At 40.1% G+C, this 19566-nt stretch carries 15 protein-coding genes; 10 read left to right on the plus strand and 5 right to left on the minus strand.

Features of this window, described 5'->3' with window-relative positions; genetic code table 11:
• The first annotated feature begins 251 nt into the window (after nt 1-251).
• The gene (locus O3636_RS00825; RefSeq protein ID WP_371641374.1) at nt 252-3794 is read left to right on the plus strand and encodes a pneumococcal-type histidine triad protein; all 3543 of its coding nucleotides are present in this window, start codon (nt 252-254) and stop codon (nt 3792-3794) included.
• A 285-nt stretch (nt 3795-4079) separates the two neighbouring features.
• Here O3636_RS00825 and O3636_RS00830 read toward each other — a convergent pair whose 3' ends face one another.
• Nucleotides 4080-5630: an ATP-binding cassette domain-containing protein gene (locus O3636_RS00830; protein ID WP_371641375.1), complete on the minus strand. Its 1551-nt coding sequence runs from the start codon at nt 5628-5630 to the stop codon at nt 4080-4082.
• A 391-nt stretch (nt 5631-6021) separates the two neighbouring features.
• On the minus strand, nt 6022-6351 hold the full coding sequence (locus O3636_RS00835) for a hypothetical protein (RefSeq protein ID WP_060805711.1): 330 nt from the start codon (nt 6349-6351) through the stop codon (nt 6022-6024).
• A gap of 162 nt (nt 6352-6513) precedes the next feature.
• Between O3636_RS00835 and O3636_RS00840 the strand changes: the two genes are divergently transcribed.
• The 7 genes from O3636_RS00840 to O3636_RS00870 all read left to right on the plus strand — a co-directional run bounded on the left by O3636_RS00840 (nt 6514) and on the right by O3636_RS00870 (nt 15332).
• A complete protein-coding gene (locus O3636_RS00840) occupies nt 6514-7056 on the plus strand; it encodes a DUF177 domain-containing protein (RefSeq protein ID WP_261012463.1) in 543 nt (180 codons plus the stop codon).
• Nucleotides 7056-7685, plus strand: coding sequence for an endonuclease III (nth, locus tag O3636_RS00845; protein WP_261012462.1), 630 nt, complete (start codon nt 7056-7058; stop codon nt 7683-7685). The genes O3636_RS00840 and nth overlap by 1 nt, the downstream gene beginning before the upstream one ends.
• Before the next feature lie 210 nt (nt 7686-7895).
• Nucleotides 7896-8417, plus strand: coding sequence for a bifunctional pyr operon transcriptional regulator/uracil phosphoribosyltransferase PyrR (pyrR, locus tag O3636_RS00850; RefSeq protein ID WP_000850023.1), 522 nt, complete (start codon nt 7896-7898; stop codon nt 8415-8417).
• Between the two features lie 18 nt (nt 8418-8435).
• Nucleotides 8436-9359, plus strand: coding sequence for an aspartate carbamoyltransferase catalytic subunit (locus O3636_RS00855; protein WP_119943612.1), 924 nt, complete (start codon nt 8436-8438; stop codon nt 9357-9359).
• A gap of 49 nt (nt 9360-9408) precedes the next feature.
• Nucleotides 9409-10488, plus strand: coding sequence for a carbamoyl phosphate synthase small subunit (locus tag O3636_RS00860; protein ID WP_000166853.1), 1080 nt, complete (start codon nt 9409-9411; stop codon nt 10486-10488).
• Between the two features lie 447 nt (nt 10489-10935).
• On the plus strand, nt 10936-14112 hold the full coding sequence (gene carB, locus O3636_RS00865; protein ID WP_224218232.1) for a carbamoyl-phosphate synthase large subunit: 3177 nt from the start codon (nt 10936-10938) through the stop codon (nt 14110-14112).
• Between the two features lie 302 nt (nt 14113-14414).
• Nucleotides 14415-15332, plus strand: coding sequence for a bifunctional riboflavin kinase/FAD synthetase (locus tag O3636_RS00870; RefSeq protein WP_371641376.1), 918 nt, complete (start codon nt 14415-14417; stop codon nt 15330-15332).
• 87 nt (nt 15333-15419) lie between these two features.
• Here O3636_RS00870 and O3636_RS00875 read toward each other — a convergent pair whose 3' ends face one another.
• A complete protein-coding gene (locus tag O3636_RS00875; RefSeq protein ID WP_000592068.1) occupies nt 15420-16268 on the minus strand; it encodes a YitT family protein in 849 nt (282 codons plus the stop codon).
• 141 nt (nt 16269-16409) lie between these two features.
• Between O3636_RS00875 and O3636_RS00880 the strand changes: the two genes are divergently transcribed.
• Together O3636_RS00880 and O3636_RS00885 are read left to right on the plus strand one after the other, a co-directional pair.
• A complete protein-coding gene (locus O3636_RS00880) occupies nt 16410-17249 on the plus strand; it encodes a DegV family protein (RefSeq protein WP_173212661.1) in 840 nt (279 codons plus the stop codon).
• Between the two features lie 106 nt (nt 17250-17355).
• Nucleotides 17356-17631, plus strand: coding sequence for an HU family DNA-binding protein (locus O3636_RS00885; RefSeq protein ID WP_001284639.1), 276 nt, complete (start codon nt 17356-17358; stop codon nt 17629-17631).
• Nucleotides 17632-17718: 87 nt separating this feature from the next.
• On the opposite strand, the gene O3636_RS00890 is transcribed toward O3636_RS00885, so the two are convergent.
• Both O3636_RS00890 and O3636_RS00895 read right to left on the minus strand, forming a co-directional pair.
• Nucleotides 17719-18861: a tyrosine-type recombinase/integrase gene (locus tag O3636_RS00890; protein WP_371641377.1), complete on the minus strand. Its 1143-nt coding sequence runs from the start codon at nt 18859-18861 to the stop codon at nt 17719-17721.
• 250 nt (nt 18862-19111) lie between these two features.
• Nucleotides 19112-19558 (minus strand): hypothetical protein, encoded by a 447-nt coding sequence (locus O3636_RS00895; RefSeq protein ID WP_371641378.1) that lies wholly within the window; start codon nt 19556-19558, stop codon nt 19112-19114.
• Nucleotides 19559-19566: the final 8 nt, after the last annotated feature.

The raw sequence follows: 19566 nt of genomic DNA on the forward strand, positions 1-19566 counted from the left end.
GCTCCAGACGGGGCGATATTTTGGATTATGTGACTTTCAGTCCGTCTCGCTAAGTCAGGTGTGAGACAGGCAAACCACCCGTTTTAGGGGTGGTCATGATTTTTTATGACATAAAAATCTTGACAGATAAACTTAAAAAATGTAAACTATTTACTGGTTAATTAATTGGTTAAACAACCAATTTAGAAAACTATTTAATCAAGTAAAGGAAGTTAAGAAAAAGCTTCATCATTTATTGAAATGAGGGATTTATGAAATTCAGTAAAAAGTATATAGCAGCTGGATCAGCTGTTATCGTATCCTTGAGTCTTTGCGCCTATGCACTGAACCAGCATCGCTCGCAGGAAAATAAGGACGATAATCGTGTATCTTATGTGGATGGCAGCCAGTCAAGTCAGAAAACTGAAAACCTGACACCAGATCAGGTTAGCCAGAAAGAAGGAATTCAGGCTGAGCAAATTGTCATCAAAATTACAGATCAGGGCTATGTGACGTCACACGGTGACCACTATCATTACTATAATGGGAAAGTTCCTTATGATGCCCTCTTTAGTGAAGAACTCTTGATGAAGGATCCAAACTACAAACTTAAGGATGGAGATATTGTCAATGAGGTCAAGGGTGGTTATATCATCAAGGTCGATGGAAAATATTATGTCTACCTGAAAGATGTAGCTCATGCTGATAATGTTCGAACTAAGGATGAAATCAATCGTCAAAAACAAGAACACGTCAAAGATAATGAGAAGGTCAGCTCTGATGTTGCTGTAGCAAGGTCTCAGGGACGCTATACGACAGATGATGGTTATGTCTTTAATCCAGCTGATATTATCGAAGATACTGGTGATGCTTATATCGTTCCTCACGGAGGACACTATCACTACATTCCAAAAAGTGATTTGTCTGCTAGTGAATTAGCAGCCGCTAAAGCTCATTTAGCTGGCAAAAATACGCAACCAAGTCAGCTAAGCTATTCTTCAGCAGCTAGTGACAATAACACGCAATCTGTAGCACAAGGATCAACTAGCAAGCCAGAAAGCAAAACTGAAAATCTTCAAAGTCTTTTGAAAGAACTCTATGATTCGCCTAGTGACCAACGTTACAGTGAATCAGATGGTTTAGTTTTTGACCCTGCTAAGATTGTCAGTCGTACACCAAATGGAGTTGCGATTCCGCATGGCGACCATTATCACTTTATTCCTTACAGCAAGCTCTCTCCTTTAGAAGAAAAGATTGCTAGAATGGTGCCTATCGGTGGTACTGGTTCTACGATTTCTACAAATGAAAAACCTAATAAAGTAGCGTCTAGTCTAGGAAGTCTTCCAAGTAATCCATCTATATTGAATAATGCTTCTTCAATGTTAAATAAGGAAATTTCTTCAACATCTGATGGTTATATCTTTAATCCTAAAGATATTGTCGAAGAAACAGCTACAGCTTATATTGTCAGACATGGTGATCATTTCCATTACATTCTTAAGCCGAATCAAATTGGACAACCGACTCTTCCAAACAATGGTCTAGCAACACCTTCTCCATCTCTTCCAATCAATCCAGGAATTTCACATGAGGAACATGAAGAAGATGGACATGGCTTTGATGCTAATCGTATTATTGCGGAAGATGAGCAAGGCTTTATTATGAGTCATGGTGATCATAACCATTACTTCTTCAAGAAGGATTTGACTGCTGATCAAATCAAGGCAGCGCAAGAACACTTGAAAGGTGTAACTCCAGCAACACCAAGCCCAGCCAATGATGATCACGATGGCGATGAGCATGACCACCATCATGGTGAAGATCATGATCATGGTTTTGATGCCAATCGTGTCATCAGTGAGGATGAACAAGGCTTTGTCATGTCACACGGAGATCACAATCATTTCTTCTTTAAGAAAGATTTGACAGCAGAGCAAATTAAGGCCGCACAGGATCATCTGAAAACACATCATGGTGTAGAACCTGTAAAACCTCTTGCTAAAACAGTAGAGTCTTTCTCAAGAGATGCTAGTGATGAAGAAAAGATTGCTTATATCTCTAAAACTTATGGCGTTCCACTTGAAGCTATTAGAATTTCAAACGGATTCTTTGTTTTTGGAAATCCAGACCAAGCCTACGATCCAACTCATATCCATCCCTATGCTGTTCGTAAAGAACACGTTCGACTGCCACTCCAAACTGGCAATCCAGAACTTGATTTCCTAAATGAACTCTATACCACTGCTTTGAGAGATGGTGTGTCTCCGTACAGCTTACAGGTAGAAAATGGTAGTTTTGTGATTCCTCATGGCGACCACAATCACTACATCAAGGTGCAAACTAAGGGCTATGAAGTAGCTTTGAAAAACAAGATTCCAGCTCTACAATCCAACTACCAACCTGGAGCTTTTGATGAGAAGGCAGTCTTGGAAAAAGTAGATCAACTTTTAACTGATAGCAGAAGCATCTACAAAGACAAGCCTATCGAACAAAGACAGATTGAGTTAGCCTTAGGTCAGTTTACTGAAAACATAAAGAAACTGGCAACTAACTCTACAGCAGGTTATCTTGCGACACTGGATCTCTTTGATAAGCAATATATCCATATTGATGAAAGTGTCAAACCTGTTGAAACAAGTGATTTAGATAAGAAATATCAGGCCTTGATTGATAAAATCAATACACTGGATACAGACTCTTATGGACTTCCAAAGAAAGATCTTCTCGTTCGACTCCAAGAAGCTAAATTGGCTAAAGATGAGGCTGGTTTAGCAGCGGTTGAATCACAACTTCAAGCCTTGCAAGACTTTAATGACCGAACAGGTGTTACAACTGTGGAATACATCAAGTACTTCTACGAACACGTAAATGACGGTCGTTTGAGTGATGAACTTCGAAACAAAGTAGCTCAGTTGACTTGGACTTTGTATCAATCTCAATCCTTCCTTAAGGCAGCAGAATTGAACAAATTATTCCCAAGCATCTATCAAGCAAAACAAGAAGTGGAAGAAGCTTTGAAAGCTCAGCCAACTACTGCGAAATCAAGTCAGACAGTTCTAGATACTGAAAAAGTTGATAATCAAAGTGCCAAGACAGCTATTTATGGCTTCTTGAAAGAATTGTACGGAGACTTTATGCCTGAAGAGCATATGAATCATGTCAGCAAGGAACAAGTAGAAAGTCTTTTGAGCAAGGCAACTCAACTCTTAGAGCAAATCCAAGAAGAAGGAATCAGACAATCTTTGGGAGAAGAAGTAGAAAATCTCAAAGCTGCTACAAACAAGGCTGATGCAGACTTGGATGAAGTAAACAGTCAGGTAAAAGATGTCTTGACTCGTATCGCTAGTGTCCTTCAACAAGAGAAGGAAAATGCTGATCAAGATCCTCAGACACTTGTACTCTATCAAAAACTTTACAATATCCTCATGTCACTTCACGCTTACTTAGAAAACAATAAGGGTTCTGATGAGGACTTTGATAAGGTGGATGCTCTACTAGATCAACTTTCTGCTAAGAGCAAAGATAAGGCTGCTTTACTTGAATTGACAAAAGCTATTCTGATCTTGAATCAGGAAATCAAGTCAAAATCAAGCGCGAGTGAAGAAGCAAGTCCAGCAACAAATGCTGAAGCAAATGGTGATAAGACAAGTGCTGAGAACCAACCAAACGCAGCTGCAGAATCTAACAGTGAAACTGCCAGCGACGAAAACAAACCGAGCAACGCAACAGATTCTAAATCTGCTGAATCAGTTCCAGAAAAGGAAACAACAGAATCTACAACAAGTACTGGAAATCAAGAAAAACCAGTAGAATAAAAAAGTTGGTAGATAAAAAAGTTTGTGGTCGTAGATCTAGGAGATTTTCCCATTCAAGGCTGTTTCCTATTTCTCATTGTAATTATAAACCATGGCAACATAAGAAAACGAGCATTTCCAACTGAGGAGGTGCTCGTTTTTTGATAGTTAGAAGTAGTTTTTATCCGTCTATTTAGAGTTGATTACAAGAAATGATTGACTTGAATGTGGATATAAGATTTATTCACTGATTATAATGTTTAAATAGCGCTCCAAAGCAAAGAATTATCCTCATGAGTATGAATCTTATAAATTAACTAGTTCCAAACCATGTTCTGTCAAGCGATAGATGATCGAGCAAACTTCTTTTAAGAAACGACGGTCATGTGAAACAGTGATGAGACCGCCAGGATAAGTGGCAAAGAGTTTTCTGATTTGGGGTTGAGAAGTGGGAGAAAAGTTTCGTGTGGGCTCATCCAGAAGGAGAAAGTTTGGTTTGCGCAGCACTAAATCCAAAAGCAGAAGTTTCCCCTGTTGCCCGCCGGATAAGGAGCGAATTTGATGTTGCATTTCTGGATAACTGAAATTGAGACTAGCTAAGTGAGATTGGATTTTCTGCAGTTCCTCTTTTTCACCAGTTTTGCTAAGATAGGCTATTGGTGATAAATCCAATTGCAGTTTTTTGTAGTAATCTTGTGGCATAAAACCAAGTAAAATCTCTCTTTTTTGACTTAGCAGTTGTTGAAACTTGGCTAAAAGAGTTGATTTCCCCATACCATTTGGGCCAATGATACCTATTTTTTCTTGACCACGGACAGTTAGTTGTAGTTCCTGAACCAAAACACGGTCGTCAATGGACAAATTTTCTTTTTCCAGTTGGATTAAGACTTTAGAGGCCGGTAATGGTTGGATGTCTGAGAAGAAAAGTCTGATTTCTTCCTCTTCAAGTGGTTTTTGGGTCATGGACTGAGCTGTCTTTTCAAAGCGTTTTTCTTGAGAGAGGACAGTTTTCATCTTTTTAGCCAATAGGCGACCGGCAGTACTGTCTTTAGTAGCTCGAAGCGCAGTTTCTACATTTTGCTTGACTCGCCGATGTTTTTCCATGGTTTTATCGTAGGCTCTTTGGTCGTTGGCTGCTTGCTGGCTTTGTCTGGCAAAATTAGCCTTTCTCTGCTCACTATAACTATTATAGTCTAAATGCTCTACTAGTGTTTCCGTTTCTTTACGGTGCTTGACCAGCCGCAAGTGGACAATAGTGTCTGCCGTTTCAGAAAGAAAGTCCTCATCATGGGAAATGAAAATAACGGTTTGCCTCATCTTCTGTATCTGTCTTTTTAGCCAATCAACCGTCTCAAGGTCTAGGTCATTTGAAGGTTCATCTAAAAATAGAATCTCAAAGGGTTTGGCTAACTCATGGATGAGCTGAATTTTCAAAGCTTCGCCCCCTGATAGACTGCCAATCTCTTGGTTGCTAGCGAAACGATTGCTATCAAAATGCAATTCCTCAGCCAAACGATAGAGGATACTGTAGTCTAAATCAATAGTATCTAAAAAGAAGTAGTCGTGTAAAGTTTTCTTTTTCAGGTCCTCAGGGACTTTTTGAGGAATGTAGGATATTGATTGATAATCAGATTGAATGTCTCCCCTGATAGTGAAATCAGGCAAAGCTTCCCCCATTAAAGTTTTAAGCAAGGTTGATTTGCCATTTCCTTCTTCTCCAATAATAGCTACCTTTTCCCCGTCTTGGATGGTCATGCTTAGGTCAGAGACAAGGTCTCGTAAATCTTTGTTTTGAGTGATGGTTAGGTGATTGATTTTTATCATATGATTGTCCTTTCTAGAATGTTGATATTGCATAACAAAAAGCTCTACTTTACCTAGTAGAGCCAAAGTTTATGTCAAAAAAACTCTATTAATACTCTTCGAAAATCTCTTCAAACCACGTCAGCGTCGCCTTACCGTAGATATATGTAACTGACTTCGTCAGTCTTATCTACAACCTCAAAGCAGTGCTTTGAGCAACCTGTGGCTCGCTTCCTAGTTTGCTCTTTGATTTTCATTGAGTATAAAATGCCAGAAGAAAGAGCATAAAAGAGTACACAAAAAGAGACAAAAACAAGATCTACTAAATAAAGGTTCTTTATTTGATAGACTTAGTTGTTCATGTCTCCCTTACCTCCGAGTATTAGTATCTTTATACTATACCTTTAAGGAAATTTTGTCAACAGAAAACTGGAAATTCCAAGTTCTAAAATCCAAAAACAGGTCCATAAAGAGTCAGTACGTGTTTGACATGCTCGTAATGGAATTTGTCGTAGTTTCGCCAAGCAATGCGTGCTTGGTCGTTCAGTTTTAGGCTACCAAGGCCTATCAGAAGACTGGTACGTTGGTAAAATTTCTCAAGGTCGATTAAGATACTGTTGTTCAACTTTTCCGCTTTTTTGAGCTCTTGCAGAGTAGTATTTAGCAGCTCTTGCAGTCGAATATCATCTGCCGTACCTTGTTTACAGTTTTGGTAGCTTTTATTTAACTCGGATAGGAGTTGGGTTGCATTTGTAATGAGTTCTTTGTCTTCCATGTGAGCATCCTCCTTGCTATCATGTATTATTGTCTATAGTATAGCACCAAAAAATATAGTGATAAATATATTAAAAAATCGGATTTTAATTATAAAGTTTGGTGGGCTGATTTGTAGGCTTTTCATGGTATAATCAAGAGAGTAAATCTTTATGGAGGAAGTATGAAATTAAATATTCAAGAAATTCGTAAGCAGTCTGAAGGCTTGCATTTTGAACAAACGTTATACCTAGCCGCAGACCTGCGTGCACGTAATCAAGAAATTTTAGATGTGAGAGATATTCTTGCTGTTGGGAAAGTACAGTACGAAGACCGTATGTATTTCTTAGATTATCAGTTATCTTATACCATTGTTCTTGCTTCAAGTCGCAGTATGAAGCCAGTTGAGTTGGCTGAATCTTATCCAGTAACGGAAGTTTTCATGGAAGGAGCAACCAACCAGTTGGATCAAGAAGTTTTAGATGATGATTTGGTCTTGCCTATCGAAAATGGAGAACTAGACCTTGCTGAGAGCGTGTCAGACAATATCCTACTGAACATTCCTATCAAGGTCTTGACGGCTGAAGAAGAAGCTGGTCAAGGTTTTGTGTCAGGAAATGACTGGCAAATCATGACAGAGGAAGAATATCAGGCCCAACAAGCAGTTAAGAAAGAAGAAAACAGTCCTTTTGCTGGCTTACAAGGACTATTTGATGGAGACGAATAATGGTCTTATCAAAAAAACGAGCACGAAAGGTGCTAGAAGAAATCATTGCCCTCTTTCCAGATGCCAAGCCCAGTCTTGACTTTACCAATCATTTTGAACTACTGGTTGCGGTCATGTTGTCAGCTCAGACGACAGATGCAGCAGTAAATAAGGCCACACCAGGTCTCTTTGCTGCCTTTCCAACGCCACAAGCCATGTCTGTTGCGACAGAGGGTGAGATTGCTTCACACATTTCTCGCCTGGGACTGTATCGGAATAAGGCTAAATTCCTTAAAAAATGTGCCCAACAGTTACTAGATGATTTTGATGGTCAAGTCCCTCAAACACGTGAGGAATTAGAAAGTTTAGCAGGTGTTGGTCGCAAGACGGCCAATGTTGTCATGAGTGTGGGATTTGAGATTCCAGCTTTTGCAGTGGATACTCATGTGGAGCGTATTTGTAAGCACCACGATATCGTTAAAAAGTCAGCGACACCACTTGAGGTGGAAAAGCGGGTCATGGATATCTTACCACCTGAGCAGTGGTTAGCAGCCCATCAGGCCATGATTTATTTTGGAAGAGCCATTTGTCATCCTAAAAATCCAGAGTGTGACCAGTACCCGCAGTTATATGATTTTAGCAATTTATAAGATGGGGAATCAAAAGTTTTTGCTTGATTTTAAGCATGCTTTGTGCTATAGTAATTGATAACTAAATATTCCTTTAAACCTGTCCCGTGAGGCAGGCAAGGAGAACGATTAAGTAGTAGGGTGAAGTCTATACTGTTTGCAGTAGGGCTTACTTAGCTATACATTTCAAGTCTCCTTGTTTAAGGAGACTTTTCTTTTTGGAGGTTTGTCATGAAGACAAAAGAAGTTGTAGACGAATTGACCGTCAAACGAGCGATTACGCGTATTACATATGAGATTATCGAACGCAACAAAGATTTGAATAAAATCGTCTTGGCTGGTATTAAAACTCGCGGCGTCTTTATCGCCCACCGAATCCAAGAACGTTTGGAGCAACTAGAAAATCTTTCAGTTCCTGTTGTGGAATTGGATACGAAACCTTTCCGTGATGATGTTAAAAGTGGAGAAGATACTTCTTTGGTTTCTGTCGATGTGACAGACCGCGAAGTTATCTTGGTGGATGATGTACTCTATACAGGTCGTACCATCCGTGCTGCTATTGATAATATTGTCGGTCATGGTCGTCCTGCGCGCGTGAGTTTAGCAGTTCTAGTCGATCGTGGACATAGAGAATTGCCAATCCGTCCAGATTACGTTGGAAAAAATATCCCAACCAGTCGTTCTGAAGAAATCATCGTAGAGATGGCAGAACTTGATGGCCAAGACAGAGTTCTGATTACTGAAGAAGCTTAGAAAGCTAAAGGAGTAGCCATGTCAGAAAATCAACAAGCATTGAACCATGTGGTGTCCATGGAAGACCTCACTGTCGATCAAGTGATGAAATTGATCAAGCGAGGAATTGAGTTTAAAAATGGAGCTCAGCTTCCTTATGAAGACCATCCGATTGTTTCCAATCTTTTCTTTGAGGATTCTACACGGACGCATAAGTCCTTCGAAGTGGCAGAGATTAAACTGGGGCTGGAACGACTTGACTTTGATGTGAAGACTAGTTCGGTTAATAAGGGTGAGACACTTTATGATACCATCCTGACTCTGTCTGCCTTAGGAGTGGATGTCTGTGTGATTCGTCACCCAGAGGTTGACTACTACAGAAAGTTAATTGCTAGTCCCACGATTACGACTTCCATCATCAATGGTGGAGATGGTTCGGGCCAACACCCTAGCCAGAGCTTGCTTGATTTGATGACCATTTATGAGGAATTTGGCCACTTTGAGGGTCTCAAGGTTGCGATTGCAGGTGACTTGGACCACTCACGCGTTGCCAAATCTAATATGCAGATTTTGAAACGCTTGGGAGCTGAACTTTACTTTGCTGGACCTGAGGAATGGAGAAGTCAAGAGTTTGCAGACTATGGACAGTTTGTAACTATTGATGAAATCATTGATCAGGTGGATGTCATGATGTTTCTCCGTGTGCAACATGAACGCCATGATAGTGGAGCTGTCTTTTCAAAAGAAGACTACCATGCCCAACATGGCTTGACTCAAGAACGTTATGACCGTTTGAAAGAAACAGCAATCCTCATGCACCCAGCTCCAGTCAACCGTGATGTAGAAATCGCAGACCACTTGGTTGAAGCACCAAAATCACGGATTGTCCAACAAATGACCAATGGTGTCTTTGTTCGAATGGCAATCTTAGAATCCGTATTGGCGAGTAGAAACGCCAACTAAAACACAAGACGTTAAAAGACGCCAGTGAGCGTCCACGAGAGGTGAAAATATGACAAAAAGACTTCTAGTATTAGAAGATGGCACAGTTTTTGAAGGCAAGGCCTTCGGAGCAGATATTGATGTAACAGGCGAAATCGTCTTTAATACAGGCATGACCGGCTACCAAGAATCCATTACAGACCAGTCTTATAATGGACAAATCTTGACCTTTACCTATCCTTTGGTAGGAAATTATGGAATTAACCGTGATGATTACGAATCCATCATTCCAACTTGTAAGGGAGTTGTTGTTTTCGAAGAAGCGCGTAGAGCAAGCAACTGGCGAAATCAAATGACGCTGGATGAATTTTTGAAAGCCAAGAAAATTCCAGGTATTTCAGGAATTGATACACGTGCTCTTACTAAGATTATCCGTAAGCATGGTACTATGCGTGCAACCTTGACCCATGTTGGGGACAGTATGGACCATGTGACGGACCAGCTTCAAGCGACAGTCTTGCCGACAGACAATATTAAGCAGGTTTCTACTAAAACTTCCTATCCAGCTCCAGGAGTTGGTTTAAGCGTAGTGCTAGTGGACTTTGGTCTCAAGCACTCAATCCTACGTGAACTTTCTAAGCGTAACTGTAACGTGACGGTTGTTCCTTATTCAACAACGGCGGAAGAAATTCTCCATCTCAATCCTGACGGAGTTATGTTGTCAAACGGTCCAGGTAACCCAGAAGACGTTCCACAAGCACTGGATATGATTCGCGGTGTGCAAGGGAAAATTCCAATCTTTGGTATTTGTATGGGACACCAACTCTTTGCTATGGCAAACGGAGCTAAGACTTACAAGATGAAGTTTGGTCACCGTGGCTTTAACCATGCAGTACGTGAGATTGCTACAGGCCGTGTAGACTTTACTAGCCAGAACCATGGTTATGCAGTCAGCCGTGAGGACTTGCCAGAGCACTTGATTATCACCCACGAAGAAATCAATGACAAGTCAGTTGAAGGAGTTCGTCACAGATACCAACCTGCTTTCTCTGTTCAATACCATCCAGATGCAGCCCCTGGTCCACACGACGCTAGCTACCTATTTGACGAGTTTATCGAGATGATGGAAGCTTTTAAACAATCAAACTAAGAACGAGTAAAAGCTCGTCGGAGAATTTATTTAACTGAACACGGACGGAAAGCTCGGAATTTAGAGAAACCAACTTGGATTGTCAATCCTTCCTTAGTTTCCTAAAATTCAATCGCTTTCTATTCGTCCTTTGTATCTTATTTAATGTCGCTCTGTGAGGCGACGAATAGAAAGGCAGGTCGTTTCTTTTAGTCGCTATCAGGCGAACTAAAAACTCCCTGCACTAGATTTTTTACCGAAAAGTATCGTTTCGCTAAAAAATCGTTGGAGAATTTATTTAATGTCGCCCTGAGAGGCGACGAATAGAAAGGAGAAGATACATTGTTCGCGGAAGTGAACACGCCCTAAGAACTGTGTGAAAAAGCTAAACATCGTCTCGACGCTGAAGGCGTCTGCACCGAGTTTCCTATTTTCACTGTGTTCTTTACGGGCTTTGTATCATAAACTATGCCTAAACGTACTGATATTCAAAAAATTATGGTGATTGGTTCTGGTCCGATTATTATTGGTCAGGCCGCTGAGTTTGACTACGCTGGGACCCAGGCTTGCTTGTCGTTGAAAGAGGAAGGGTATGAGGTTGTCTTGGTTAACTCAAATCCTGCAACCATCATGACGGATAAAGAGATTGCAGACAAGGTCTACATCGAACCGATTACACTTGAGTTCGTGACACGTATTCTTCGTAAGGAACGTCCAGATGCCTTGCTTCCAACCCTTGGTGGACAAACTGGTCTTAATATGGCCATGGAATTGTCTAAAAATGGTATCCTTGATGAGCTTGGTGTTGAGCTTCTGGGAACTAAATTATCTGCCATTGACCAAGCGGAGGACCGTGATCTCTTTAAACAATTGATGGAAGAGCTCAACCAACCAATTCCAGAATCTGAAATTGTTAACACTGTCGAAGAAGCAGTCGCCTTTGCAGCGACAATTGGCTACCCAGTTATCGTTCGTCCAGCCTTTACCCTTGGTGGTACTGGTGGTGGTATGTGTGCCAACGAGGAAGAATTGCGTGAAATCGCTGAAAATGGTTTGAAATTGTCACCTGTTACCCAATGTTTGATTGAGCGTTCAATCGCAGGTTTCAAGGAAATCGAATACGAAGTGATGCGAGACTCAGCTGATAATGCTTTGGTTGTTTGTAACATGGAAAACTTTGATCCAGTTGGGATTCACACAGGGGATTCCATTGTATTTGCCCCTGCCCAAACCATGTCAGACTATGAAAACCAAATGCTTCGTGACGCGAGCTTGAGCATCATTCGTGCCCTTAAGATTGAAGGGGGATGTAACGTTCAGCTAGCCCTTGATCCCCACAGCTTCAAGTACTATGTCATCGAAGTAAACCCTCGTGTATCACGTTCGTCAGCCCTTGCTTCTAAAGCGACAGGTTATCCAATTGCCAAATTGGCTGCCAAGATTGCAGTTGGTTTGACTTTGGATGAGGTCATCAACCCAGTTACAGGTTCAACCTATGCCATGTTTGAGCCTGCCCTTGACTACGTAGTTGCCAAGATTCCACGTTTCCCATTTGACAAGTTTGAAAAGGGAGAACGCCGTCTTGGTACCCAGATGAAGGCAACTGGAGAAGTTATGGCCATCGGTCGTAACATCGAGGAATCTCTTCTTAAGGCTTGCCGCTCCCTTGAAATTGGGGTGCACCACAATGAAATGCCTGAACTTGCAGCAGTTTCTGATGATGCCTTGATTGAAAAAGTTGTCAAAGCCCAAGATGACCGTCTCTTCTATGTGTCAGAAGCCATTCGCCGTGGCTACACACCAGAAGAAATTGCAGAGCTTACAAAAATCGATATCTTTTATCTCGATAAACTCCTACATATCTTTGAAATTGAGCAGGAGTTGGGTGCCCATCCACAAGATATTGAAGTTTTGAAAATAGCTAAACTTAATGGCTTCTCAGACCGTAAGATTGCTGAACTATGGAAAACGACTGCTGATCACGTTCGCCAACTTCGCTTGGAAAACAAGATTGTTCCAGTTTATAAGATGGTAGATACTTGTGCGGCAGAATTTGACTCTGAAACACCATATTTCTATTCAACTTATGGTTGGGAAAATGAATCTATCAAATCTGAAAAAGAATCTGTACTGGTCCTAGGTTCTGGTCCAATCCGTATCGGTCAAGGGGTTGAGTTTGACTACGCCACTGTTCACTCTGTTAAGGCGATTCAAGCTGCTGGTTATGAAGCAATCATCATGAACTCAAATCCAGAGACAGTTTCTACAGACTTTTCTGTATCAGATAAGCTCTACTTTGAACCATTGACTTTCGAAGATGTTATGAACGTCATTGATTTGGAACAACCAAAAGGTGTTATCGTTCAGTTTGGTGGTCAGACAGCCATTAACCTTGCGGAGCCATTGGCAAAAGCAGGTGTGACCATCCTTGGTACACAGGTTGCTGACTTGGACCGCGCGGAAGACCGTGACCTCTTTGAGCAAGCTCTTAAAGACTTAGATATTCCTCAGCCACCAGGACAAACGGCTACCAATGAAGAAGAAGCAGTTCTTGCAGCTCGCAAGATTGGGTTCCCAGTTCTTGTCCGCCCATCTTATGTCTTGGGTGGACGTGCCATGGAAATCGTTGAAAACGAAGAGGACCTCCGTTCTTACATGCGTACCGCTGTTAAGGCTAGTCCAGACCACCCAGTGCTTGTTGACTCATACATCGTTGGGCAAGAGTGTGAAGTTGATGCCATTTCAGACGGAGAAAATGTTCTTATCCCTGGTATCATGGAGCATATCGAACGTGCCGGTGTCCACTCAGGTGACTCAATGGCCGTTTATCCTCCACAAACCTTGTCGCAAAAGGTGCAAGAAACAATCGCAGACTATACTAAACGCCTAGCAATTGGTCTTAACTGTCTTGGAATGATGAACATCCAGTTTGTTATTAAGGATGAAAAAGTCTACGTTATTGAGGTCAATCCACGTGCCAGCCGTACCGTTCCATTCCTTTCTAAGGTTACCAATATTCCTATGGCTCAGGTAGCGACCAAGCTCATTCTTGGTCAAAGTTTATCAGAACTTGGCTACCAAGATGGTCTTTACCCTGAAAGCACTCGCGTTCATATCAAGGCACCTGTCTTCTCCTTCACGAAACTAGCTAAGGTAGATAGCTTACTCGGGCCTGAAATGAAGTCAACAGGTGAAGTTATGGGTTCTGATACGACTTTGGAAAAAGCTCTCTATAAAGCCTTTGAAGCTTCTTACTTACACTTGCCAACCTTTGGTAACGTTGTATTTACCATCGCTGATGATGCAAAAGAAGAAGCCTTGGACTTAGCTCGTCGTTTCCAAAATATTGGCTATGGAATCCTCGCGACAGAAGGGACAGCAACCTTCTTTGCCAGTCATGGCTTGCAAGCCCAACCTGTTGGTAAGATTGGTGATGACGATAAGGATATTCCAAGCTTTGTTCGTAAAGGAAGAATTCAAGCTATCATTAATACAGTAGGAACCAAACGAACTGCAGACGAAGATGGTGAGCAGATTCGCCGTTCAGCTATTGAACACGGAGTGCCCCTCTTCACAGCCCTAGATACAGCTAACGCCATGCTCAAAGTATTGGAAAGCCGTAGTTTTGTTACAGAAGCAATCTAGTTTAGAAAAGTTTTTCACAGTTTAAAAGCCAGCGTCAGAAAACGCTGGCTTTTGCGATATTAGTTCATGCTATTCAACTATCAGTTCTTCACTCAATGATAATTATGAATTGTGATACGATAAGAATAAATTGAGAATGGTTTATGATGTTAATCGTTCCCCTTTTTTGTAATTCTAGTATATCAGAGTCAATATATATTTGTATGGTACTACCTTTTGCAAAAATGGCTATTTCAGGTGAAAAAAACGACATTTCAGATTTTCTGTTCCAGAAATAGCTATCGCTATGATATAATTATTTTATGATTATTACTATTCCTATAAAAAACCAAAAAGATATTGGCACACCATCTGATTCAGTCGTTGTTCTCGGCTATTTTGATGGTATACACAAGGGGCATCAAGAATTATTTCGTGTTGCCAATAAGGCTGCGAGAAAGGATTTATTGCCTATCGTGGTTATGACCTTTAATGAATCACCAAAGATTGCTTTAGAGCCTTATCATCCTGATCTGTTTTTGCATATTTTGAACCCTGCTGAACGTGAGAGGAAACTAAAGCGTGAAGGCGTAGAAGAATTATATCTCCTTGATTTTAGTAGTCAATTCGCTAGTCTCACGGCAGAAGAATTTTTTGCAACTTATATCAAGGCTATGAATGCCAAAATTATTGTTGCAGGTTTTGATTATACATTTGGTTCTGACCAAAAAACGGCAGAAGACTTAAAGGATTACTTTGATGGAGAAGTCATTATCGTTCCACCTGTAGAAGATGAGAAAGGAAAGATTAGTTCAACTCGTATCCGTCAAGCTATTTTAGATGGAAATGTGAAAGAAGCAGGAGAACTTTTGGGGGCACCGCTTCCATCAAGAGGTATGGTGGTTCATGGTAATGCTCGTGGTCGTACGATTGGTTATCCAACAGCTAATTTAGTGCTTTTAGACCGTACTTATATGCCAGCAGATGGCGTTTATGTCGTTGATGTTGAGATTCAAAGACAGAAGTATCGTGCTATGGCTAGTGTCGGGAAAAACGTGACCTTTGATGGAGAAGAAGCACGTTTTGAAGTCAATATTTTTGATTTTAATCAAGATATTTATGGGGAAACCGTCATGGTTTATTGGCTTGATCGCATTCGAGATATGACAAAATTTGATTCTGTTGACCAATTAGTGGATCGGTTAAAGGCTGATGAAGAAGTAGCTCGAAATTGGTCTTGAGCGTTTTAGAAAACAAAAAAGAGGTTGTCTGTAACCCAAAAGATAGATGATGTAGTCTAACTTTTGAGGTCACGACATTACCTCTTTTTATTCTTTTTCAAAGGTAAATCCTTCTCCAAGGATTTCGTGGGCTTCTGTAATAGTTATAAAGGCTTGAGGATCGATTCGATGAATCATTTCCTTCATTTTCACAATCTCATTTCTACCGACAATACAGTAGATAATTTTCAAATCTTTTTGACTATAGTAGCCTTGACCAGAAATAAAAGTAACGCCTCTTCCTAGGTCATCATTAATCGCCTTAGCAAGTTGGTCAGGACGTTTTGTGATAATCATAAAACCTTTACCAGCATAGCCACCTTCTCCAATCAAATCAATGACACGCGAAACGATAAAATCAAATAAGAGCGTGTAGGAAACCAATCTCAAGTCCTTGAAGATTAGGAGAATGAGCATGAGAATACAAAAATCTAAGATAAAAAGTAGTTTCCCCATTGATATATGAGTGTATTTGTTGAGAATACGAGCTAGAATATCAGTTCCGCCAGTTGTACCTCCAGCATTAAAAATAATTCCAAGGCCAATTCCCAATAGGATTCCTGCTATAAGGGCTGTGATCAGTAAATCACCTTGAAGGTCAATATGAAGAGGAATACGCTCAAAAAAAGCCAACCAGGCAGACAAAGATAAGGTTCCTAGCAAACTAGAATAGAGGGATTTGGCTCCAAATATTTTCCAAGCTAGGATGAAAAGGGGAATGTTAATCAGCAAGTTCATGAGCGAAACAGGGATTTTAAAAAGATAAAAGGTGATGAGGGTAATACCTGTCGCCCCTCCTTCAAAGAGATGATGAGGAACTACAAAATAAGTCAGCCCAAAAGCATAAATAGCAGCTCCTAATAAAATGGTTAAAATGGGGTAAATTTTTTTAATCATAGGACACCTCTTTTCTTATAAGTAGATTATATCAAATTTTTAAGGAAAATTTGAGTGACTCCATTAGGATTTTTAATCTTTTTTTGATATAATTAGAAGTAAGAAAACCAATCTGAATCCTAAAATAGAAAGATTGATACTATGACAAAAATTAAGATTGTAACCGATTCATCTGTTACTATTGAACCAGAACTAGTAAAGCAATTAGATATTACAATTGTTCCATTATCTGTAATGATTGATAATGTTGTTTATTCTGATGCTGATTTGAAAGAAGAAGGTAAATTTCTTCACTTGATGCAAGAAAGTAAGAATCTTCCTAAGACAAGTCAACCACCTGTAGGTGTCTTCGCTGAAGTTTTTGAAGACCTATGCAAGGATGGTAGTCAGATTCTTGCTATTCATATGTCCCATGCCCTTTCTGGTACTGTAGAAGCAGCACGCCAAGGTGCCAGCCTATCTACTGCCGACGTGACAGTTATTGACAGTTCCTTCACTGACCAAGCCTTGAAATTCCAAGTTGTTGAGGCTGCAAAATTAGCGCAAGAAGGCAAAGAGTTGGAGGAAATTTTAACTCGCATAGAAGAGGTTAAAAACCACACAGAACTCTATATTGGTGTTTCGACTTTGGAAAATCTTGTTAAAGGTGGACGAATTGGCCGTGTAACTGGATTGTTGAGTTCTCTTCTTAATATCCGTGTTGTCATGCAAATGAAAGACCATGAATTGCAGCCAATGGTTAAAGGTCGTGGAGCTAAAACCTTTAAAAAATGGTTAGATGAGTTGACAACATCTCTCTCTGAACGTTCTGTAGCAGAGATTGGAATTTCATATTCTGGTAGTGCTGATTGGGCAAAAGAGATGAAAGAAAGCTTACAAGCTTATGTTGAACAGCCAATTTCTGTTTTGGAAACGGGTTCCATTATTCAAACGCACACAGGTGAGAATGCTTGGGCTATTTTGGTACGTTATCACTCCTAAAAAAATAAATAAAATGGGAAGAAATAGCGTTTTTAACTTGACCTAAAAGGGATTTTAGGATATGATTATATTTGTTAATTAGAAATTATTTGGAGGAATCGTTAACATGGCAAACAAACAAGATTTGATCGCTAAAGTAGCAGAAGCTACAGAATTGACTAAGAAAGACTCAGCAGCAGCAGTTGAAGCTGTATTTGCAGCAGTAGCTGACTATCTTGCAGCTGGTGAAAAAGTTCAATTGATCGGTTTTGGTAACTTTGAAGTTCGTGAGCGTGCAGAACGTAAAGGTCGCAACCCACAAACTGGTAAAGAAATGACAATTGCAGCTTCTAAAGTTCCAGCATTCAAAGCTGGTAAAGCTCTTAAAGACGCTGTTAAATAATTAGTCTTTAAAAAGCCTATCATATCAAGCATTTGAGCTTGTGTGACAGGCTTTTTTGTTTGTTTTGGGGCATTTTTGGGGCATAGACTAATACTTTTCCATGACATCTGCTACCGTTGATTTCATTTGTTTTGTGATGTGAGTATATATTTGAGTGGTTGTTTTTGCATCGGAGTGCCCCACACGATCCATAATAGCTTTAAGAGGTACATTGTTTTCAGCAAGTCGACTTACTAGCGTGTGACGGAATATGTGGCTAGTAAGGTTTTTCTGGATTGGTGTTTCAAGTCTTTCATTAGCTTTCTTTAGAGCTAGATTAAAAGAGTTTGTTTGCAAAGGAACTCCATTTTTTGTGGTGAAGATGAAGCCCATGTCTTTATAACGAGGATTGGTATTCTTCTCCAGTTCATTCATGAACTCCATCTCTTCTAATATCTCTTTTTCACGGGTGGTCATGACGGTTTCGCGATAGGATGCCAGGGTTTTCGGTGAAGTTTTTTCACCTTTTTGATATCCATTCGTGTGGTCGTATGTTCCATGAAGCTGCAGGGTGTTAGATTCATAATCAACATTATGAGGTTCAATTCCTACGGCTTCCCCAATACGACAACCATTCAGGCTCATGAATTCAGAGAGTAGTCCGATTCGATAGGTGCTTGGCCTACGATACAACTCTTTCAGTAGTAGTTTGATTTCATATTCTTCAAGATATTTCTGTCCTACCTTTTTCCAATCTTCTAATGTCTTTTGAACTCTTGGAAGTTTAGCTCTCCTAGCTGGATTATCCTTAATAATGCCAAGGTCTATTGCATAATCAAAAGCAAGATTTAGCATGGACTTATTTCGCTCTTTTTTATTCCTTGAGCAATCGAGTCTATCTAGATATGATTGAACATATTTTGGATCAATTTTAGAAACTTTGATACCAATTCCGAAGTCATCTTTTATCTCTTTGATATTTCCGTTTAATGAAGCGATAGAAGAACGTTTAATCTCTTGTTTGTAGAATGACCACCACTGGTCGAAAAGTTCCGTAAAAAGCATTTCTGAGCTTTCTAGTTCACTCAGAATATTTGCTATCTTTATTTCAAGTTGTTTCTGAGCTTCTTTTCTGATGCGAGGAGTATCTTTTTCCATGAGAACTGAAACTCTAGACCATTTTTCGGTGTAAGGATTTTTATATCTCTCAAAAAAATTTACTTTTCCGCTTTTATGTTGTTCTACCCACATTGATTTTCACCTCATTTCTTGATAGAATAGAGTATAAGAAAACTACCTTTTTAATGGTCGTTTCCTTATACAGTACATCCTCACGCTCAGACTCGCCAAAGTTTTGAGAGCGTGGGGATTTTTTGTTTTTAAAAAGGGAAGCAACAGTTAAGTTACTTCCCCTGGCACGCTAAGGTGCAAAGTCTAAAATTATGAGGGCTTGCCTCTAAGTAACTTAATTATAGTTCAATTTATAAATGCTGTCAACAATCTACTCAAACCCTTTGAAACTCTCTAAAATCTTATCTTTTGAGTCTGTAGCATTAAGCACTAAAACAACATAATTTCCGTAGATATAAGCAGGATGTCCGATTAACTCTTTTTCTTTCTTAGCTTCTTTAAACATTGGGTTTTTATCGTAGTATTCGTAAACCTCTACAGCAGTATCATCTTCTAAGATGAACCCTTTCCCTGATTCGGCTTGAATAAGACTAGCTTCTTTTGAGATTTCCTCTTTGATAGTAAAACCGTTGTTTTCTAGCGCTTTCTTAAAATCGTCCAAGCTAGTAGCCTTTTTAGAAGCAGGTTTGTCGTTCGCTTTGGTTTGCTCCGTTTTTGGTTGCTCCGAGCTATCTTTGGTAGCCGATTGATTGTTAGTGCAGGCTACTAAAACAGCAGCAGTAAGCAAGATAGCTGACGTAGTGAGTAGTTTTTTCATGGGTATTC

It is taken from the genome of Streptococcus sp. 27098_8_76 (assembly GCF_041432315.1).
GTDB lineage: Bacteria > Bacillota > Bacilli > Lactobacillales > Streptococcaceae > Streptococcus.

Bases quoted from the DNA above. Each gene is read 5' to 3' on its own strand.
- pyrR (WP_000850023.1), top strand. From the start codon at position 7,896: ATGAAGACAAAAGAAGTTGTAGACGAATTGACCGTCAAACGAGCGATT.
- O3636_RS00895 (WP_371641378.1), bottom strand. From the start codon at position 19,558: ATGAAAAAACTACTCACTACGTCAGCTATCTTGCTTACTGCTGCTGTT.
- O3636_RS00890 (WP_371641377.1), bottom strand. From the start codon at position 18,861: ATGTGGGTAGAACAACATAAAAGCGGAAAAGTAAATTTTTTTGAGAGA.
- O3636_RS00855 (WP_119943612.1), top strand. From the start codon at position 8,436: ATGTCAGAAAATCAACAAGCATTGAACCATGTGGTGTCCATGGAAGAC.
- O3636_RS00840 (WP_261012463.1), top strand. From the start codon at position 6,514: ATGAAATTAAATATTCAAGAAATTCGTAAGCAGTCTGAAGGCTTGCAT.
- O3636_RS00825 (WP_371641374.1), top strand. From the start codon at position 252: ATGAAATTCAGTAAAAAGTATATAGCAGCTGGATCAGCTGTTATCGTA.
- O3636_RS00875 (WP_000592068.1), bottom strand. From the start codon at position 16,268: ATGATTAAAAAAATTTACCCCATTTTAACCATTTTATTAGGAGCTGCT.
- O3636_RS00835 (WP_060805711.1), bottom strand. From the start codon at position 6,351: ATGGAAGACAAAGAACTCATTACAAATGCAACCCAACTCCTATCCGAG.
- carB (WP_224218232.1), top strand. From the start codon at position 10,936: ATGCCTAAACGTACTGATATTCAAAAAATTATGGTGATTGGTTCTGGT.
- O3636_RS00885 (WP_001284639.1), top strand. From the start codon at position 17,356: ATGGCAAACAAACAAGATTTGATCGCTAAAGTAGCAGAAGCTACAGAA.
- O3636_RS00880 (WP_173212661.1), top strand. From the start codon at position 16,410: ATGACAAAAATTAAGATTGTAACCGATTCATCTGTTACTATTGAACCA.
- O3636_RS00830 (WP_371641375.1), bottom strand. From the start codon at position 5,630: ATGCAATATCAACATTCTAGAAAGGACAATCATATGATAAAAATCAAT.
- nth (WP_261012462.1), top strand. From the start codon at position 7,056: ATGGTCTTATCAAAAAAACGAGCACGAAAGGTGCTAGAAGAAATCATT.
- O3636_RS00870 (WP_371641376.1), top strand. From the start codon at position 14,415: ATGATTATTACTATTCCTATAAAAAACCAAAAAGATATTGGCACACCA.
- O3636_RS00860 (WP_000166853.1), top strand. From the start codon at position 9,409: ATGACAAAAAGACTTCTAGTATTAGAAGATGGCACAGTTTTTGAAGGC.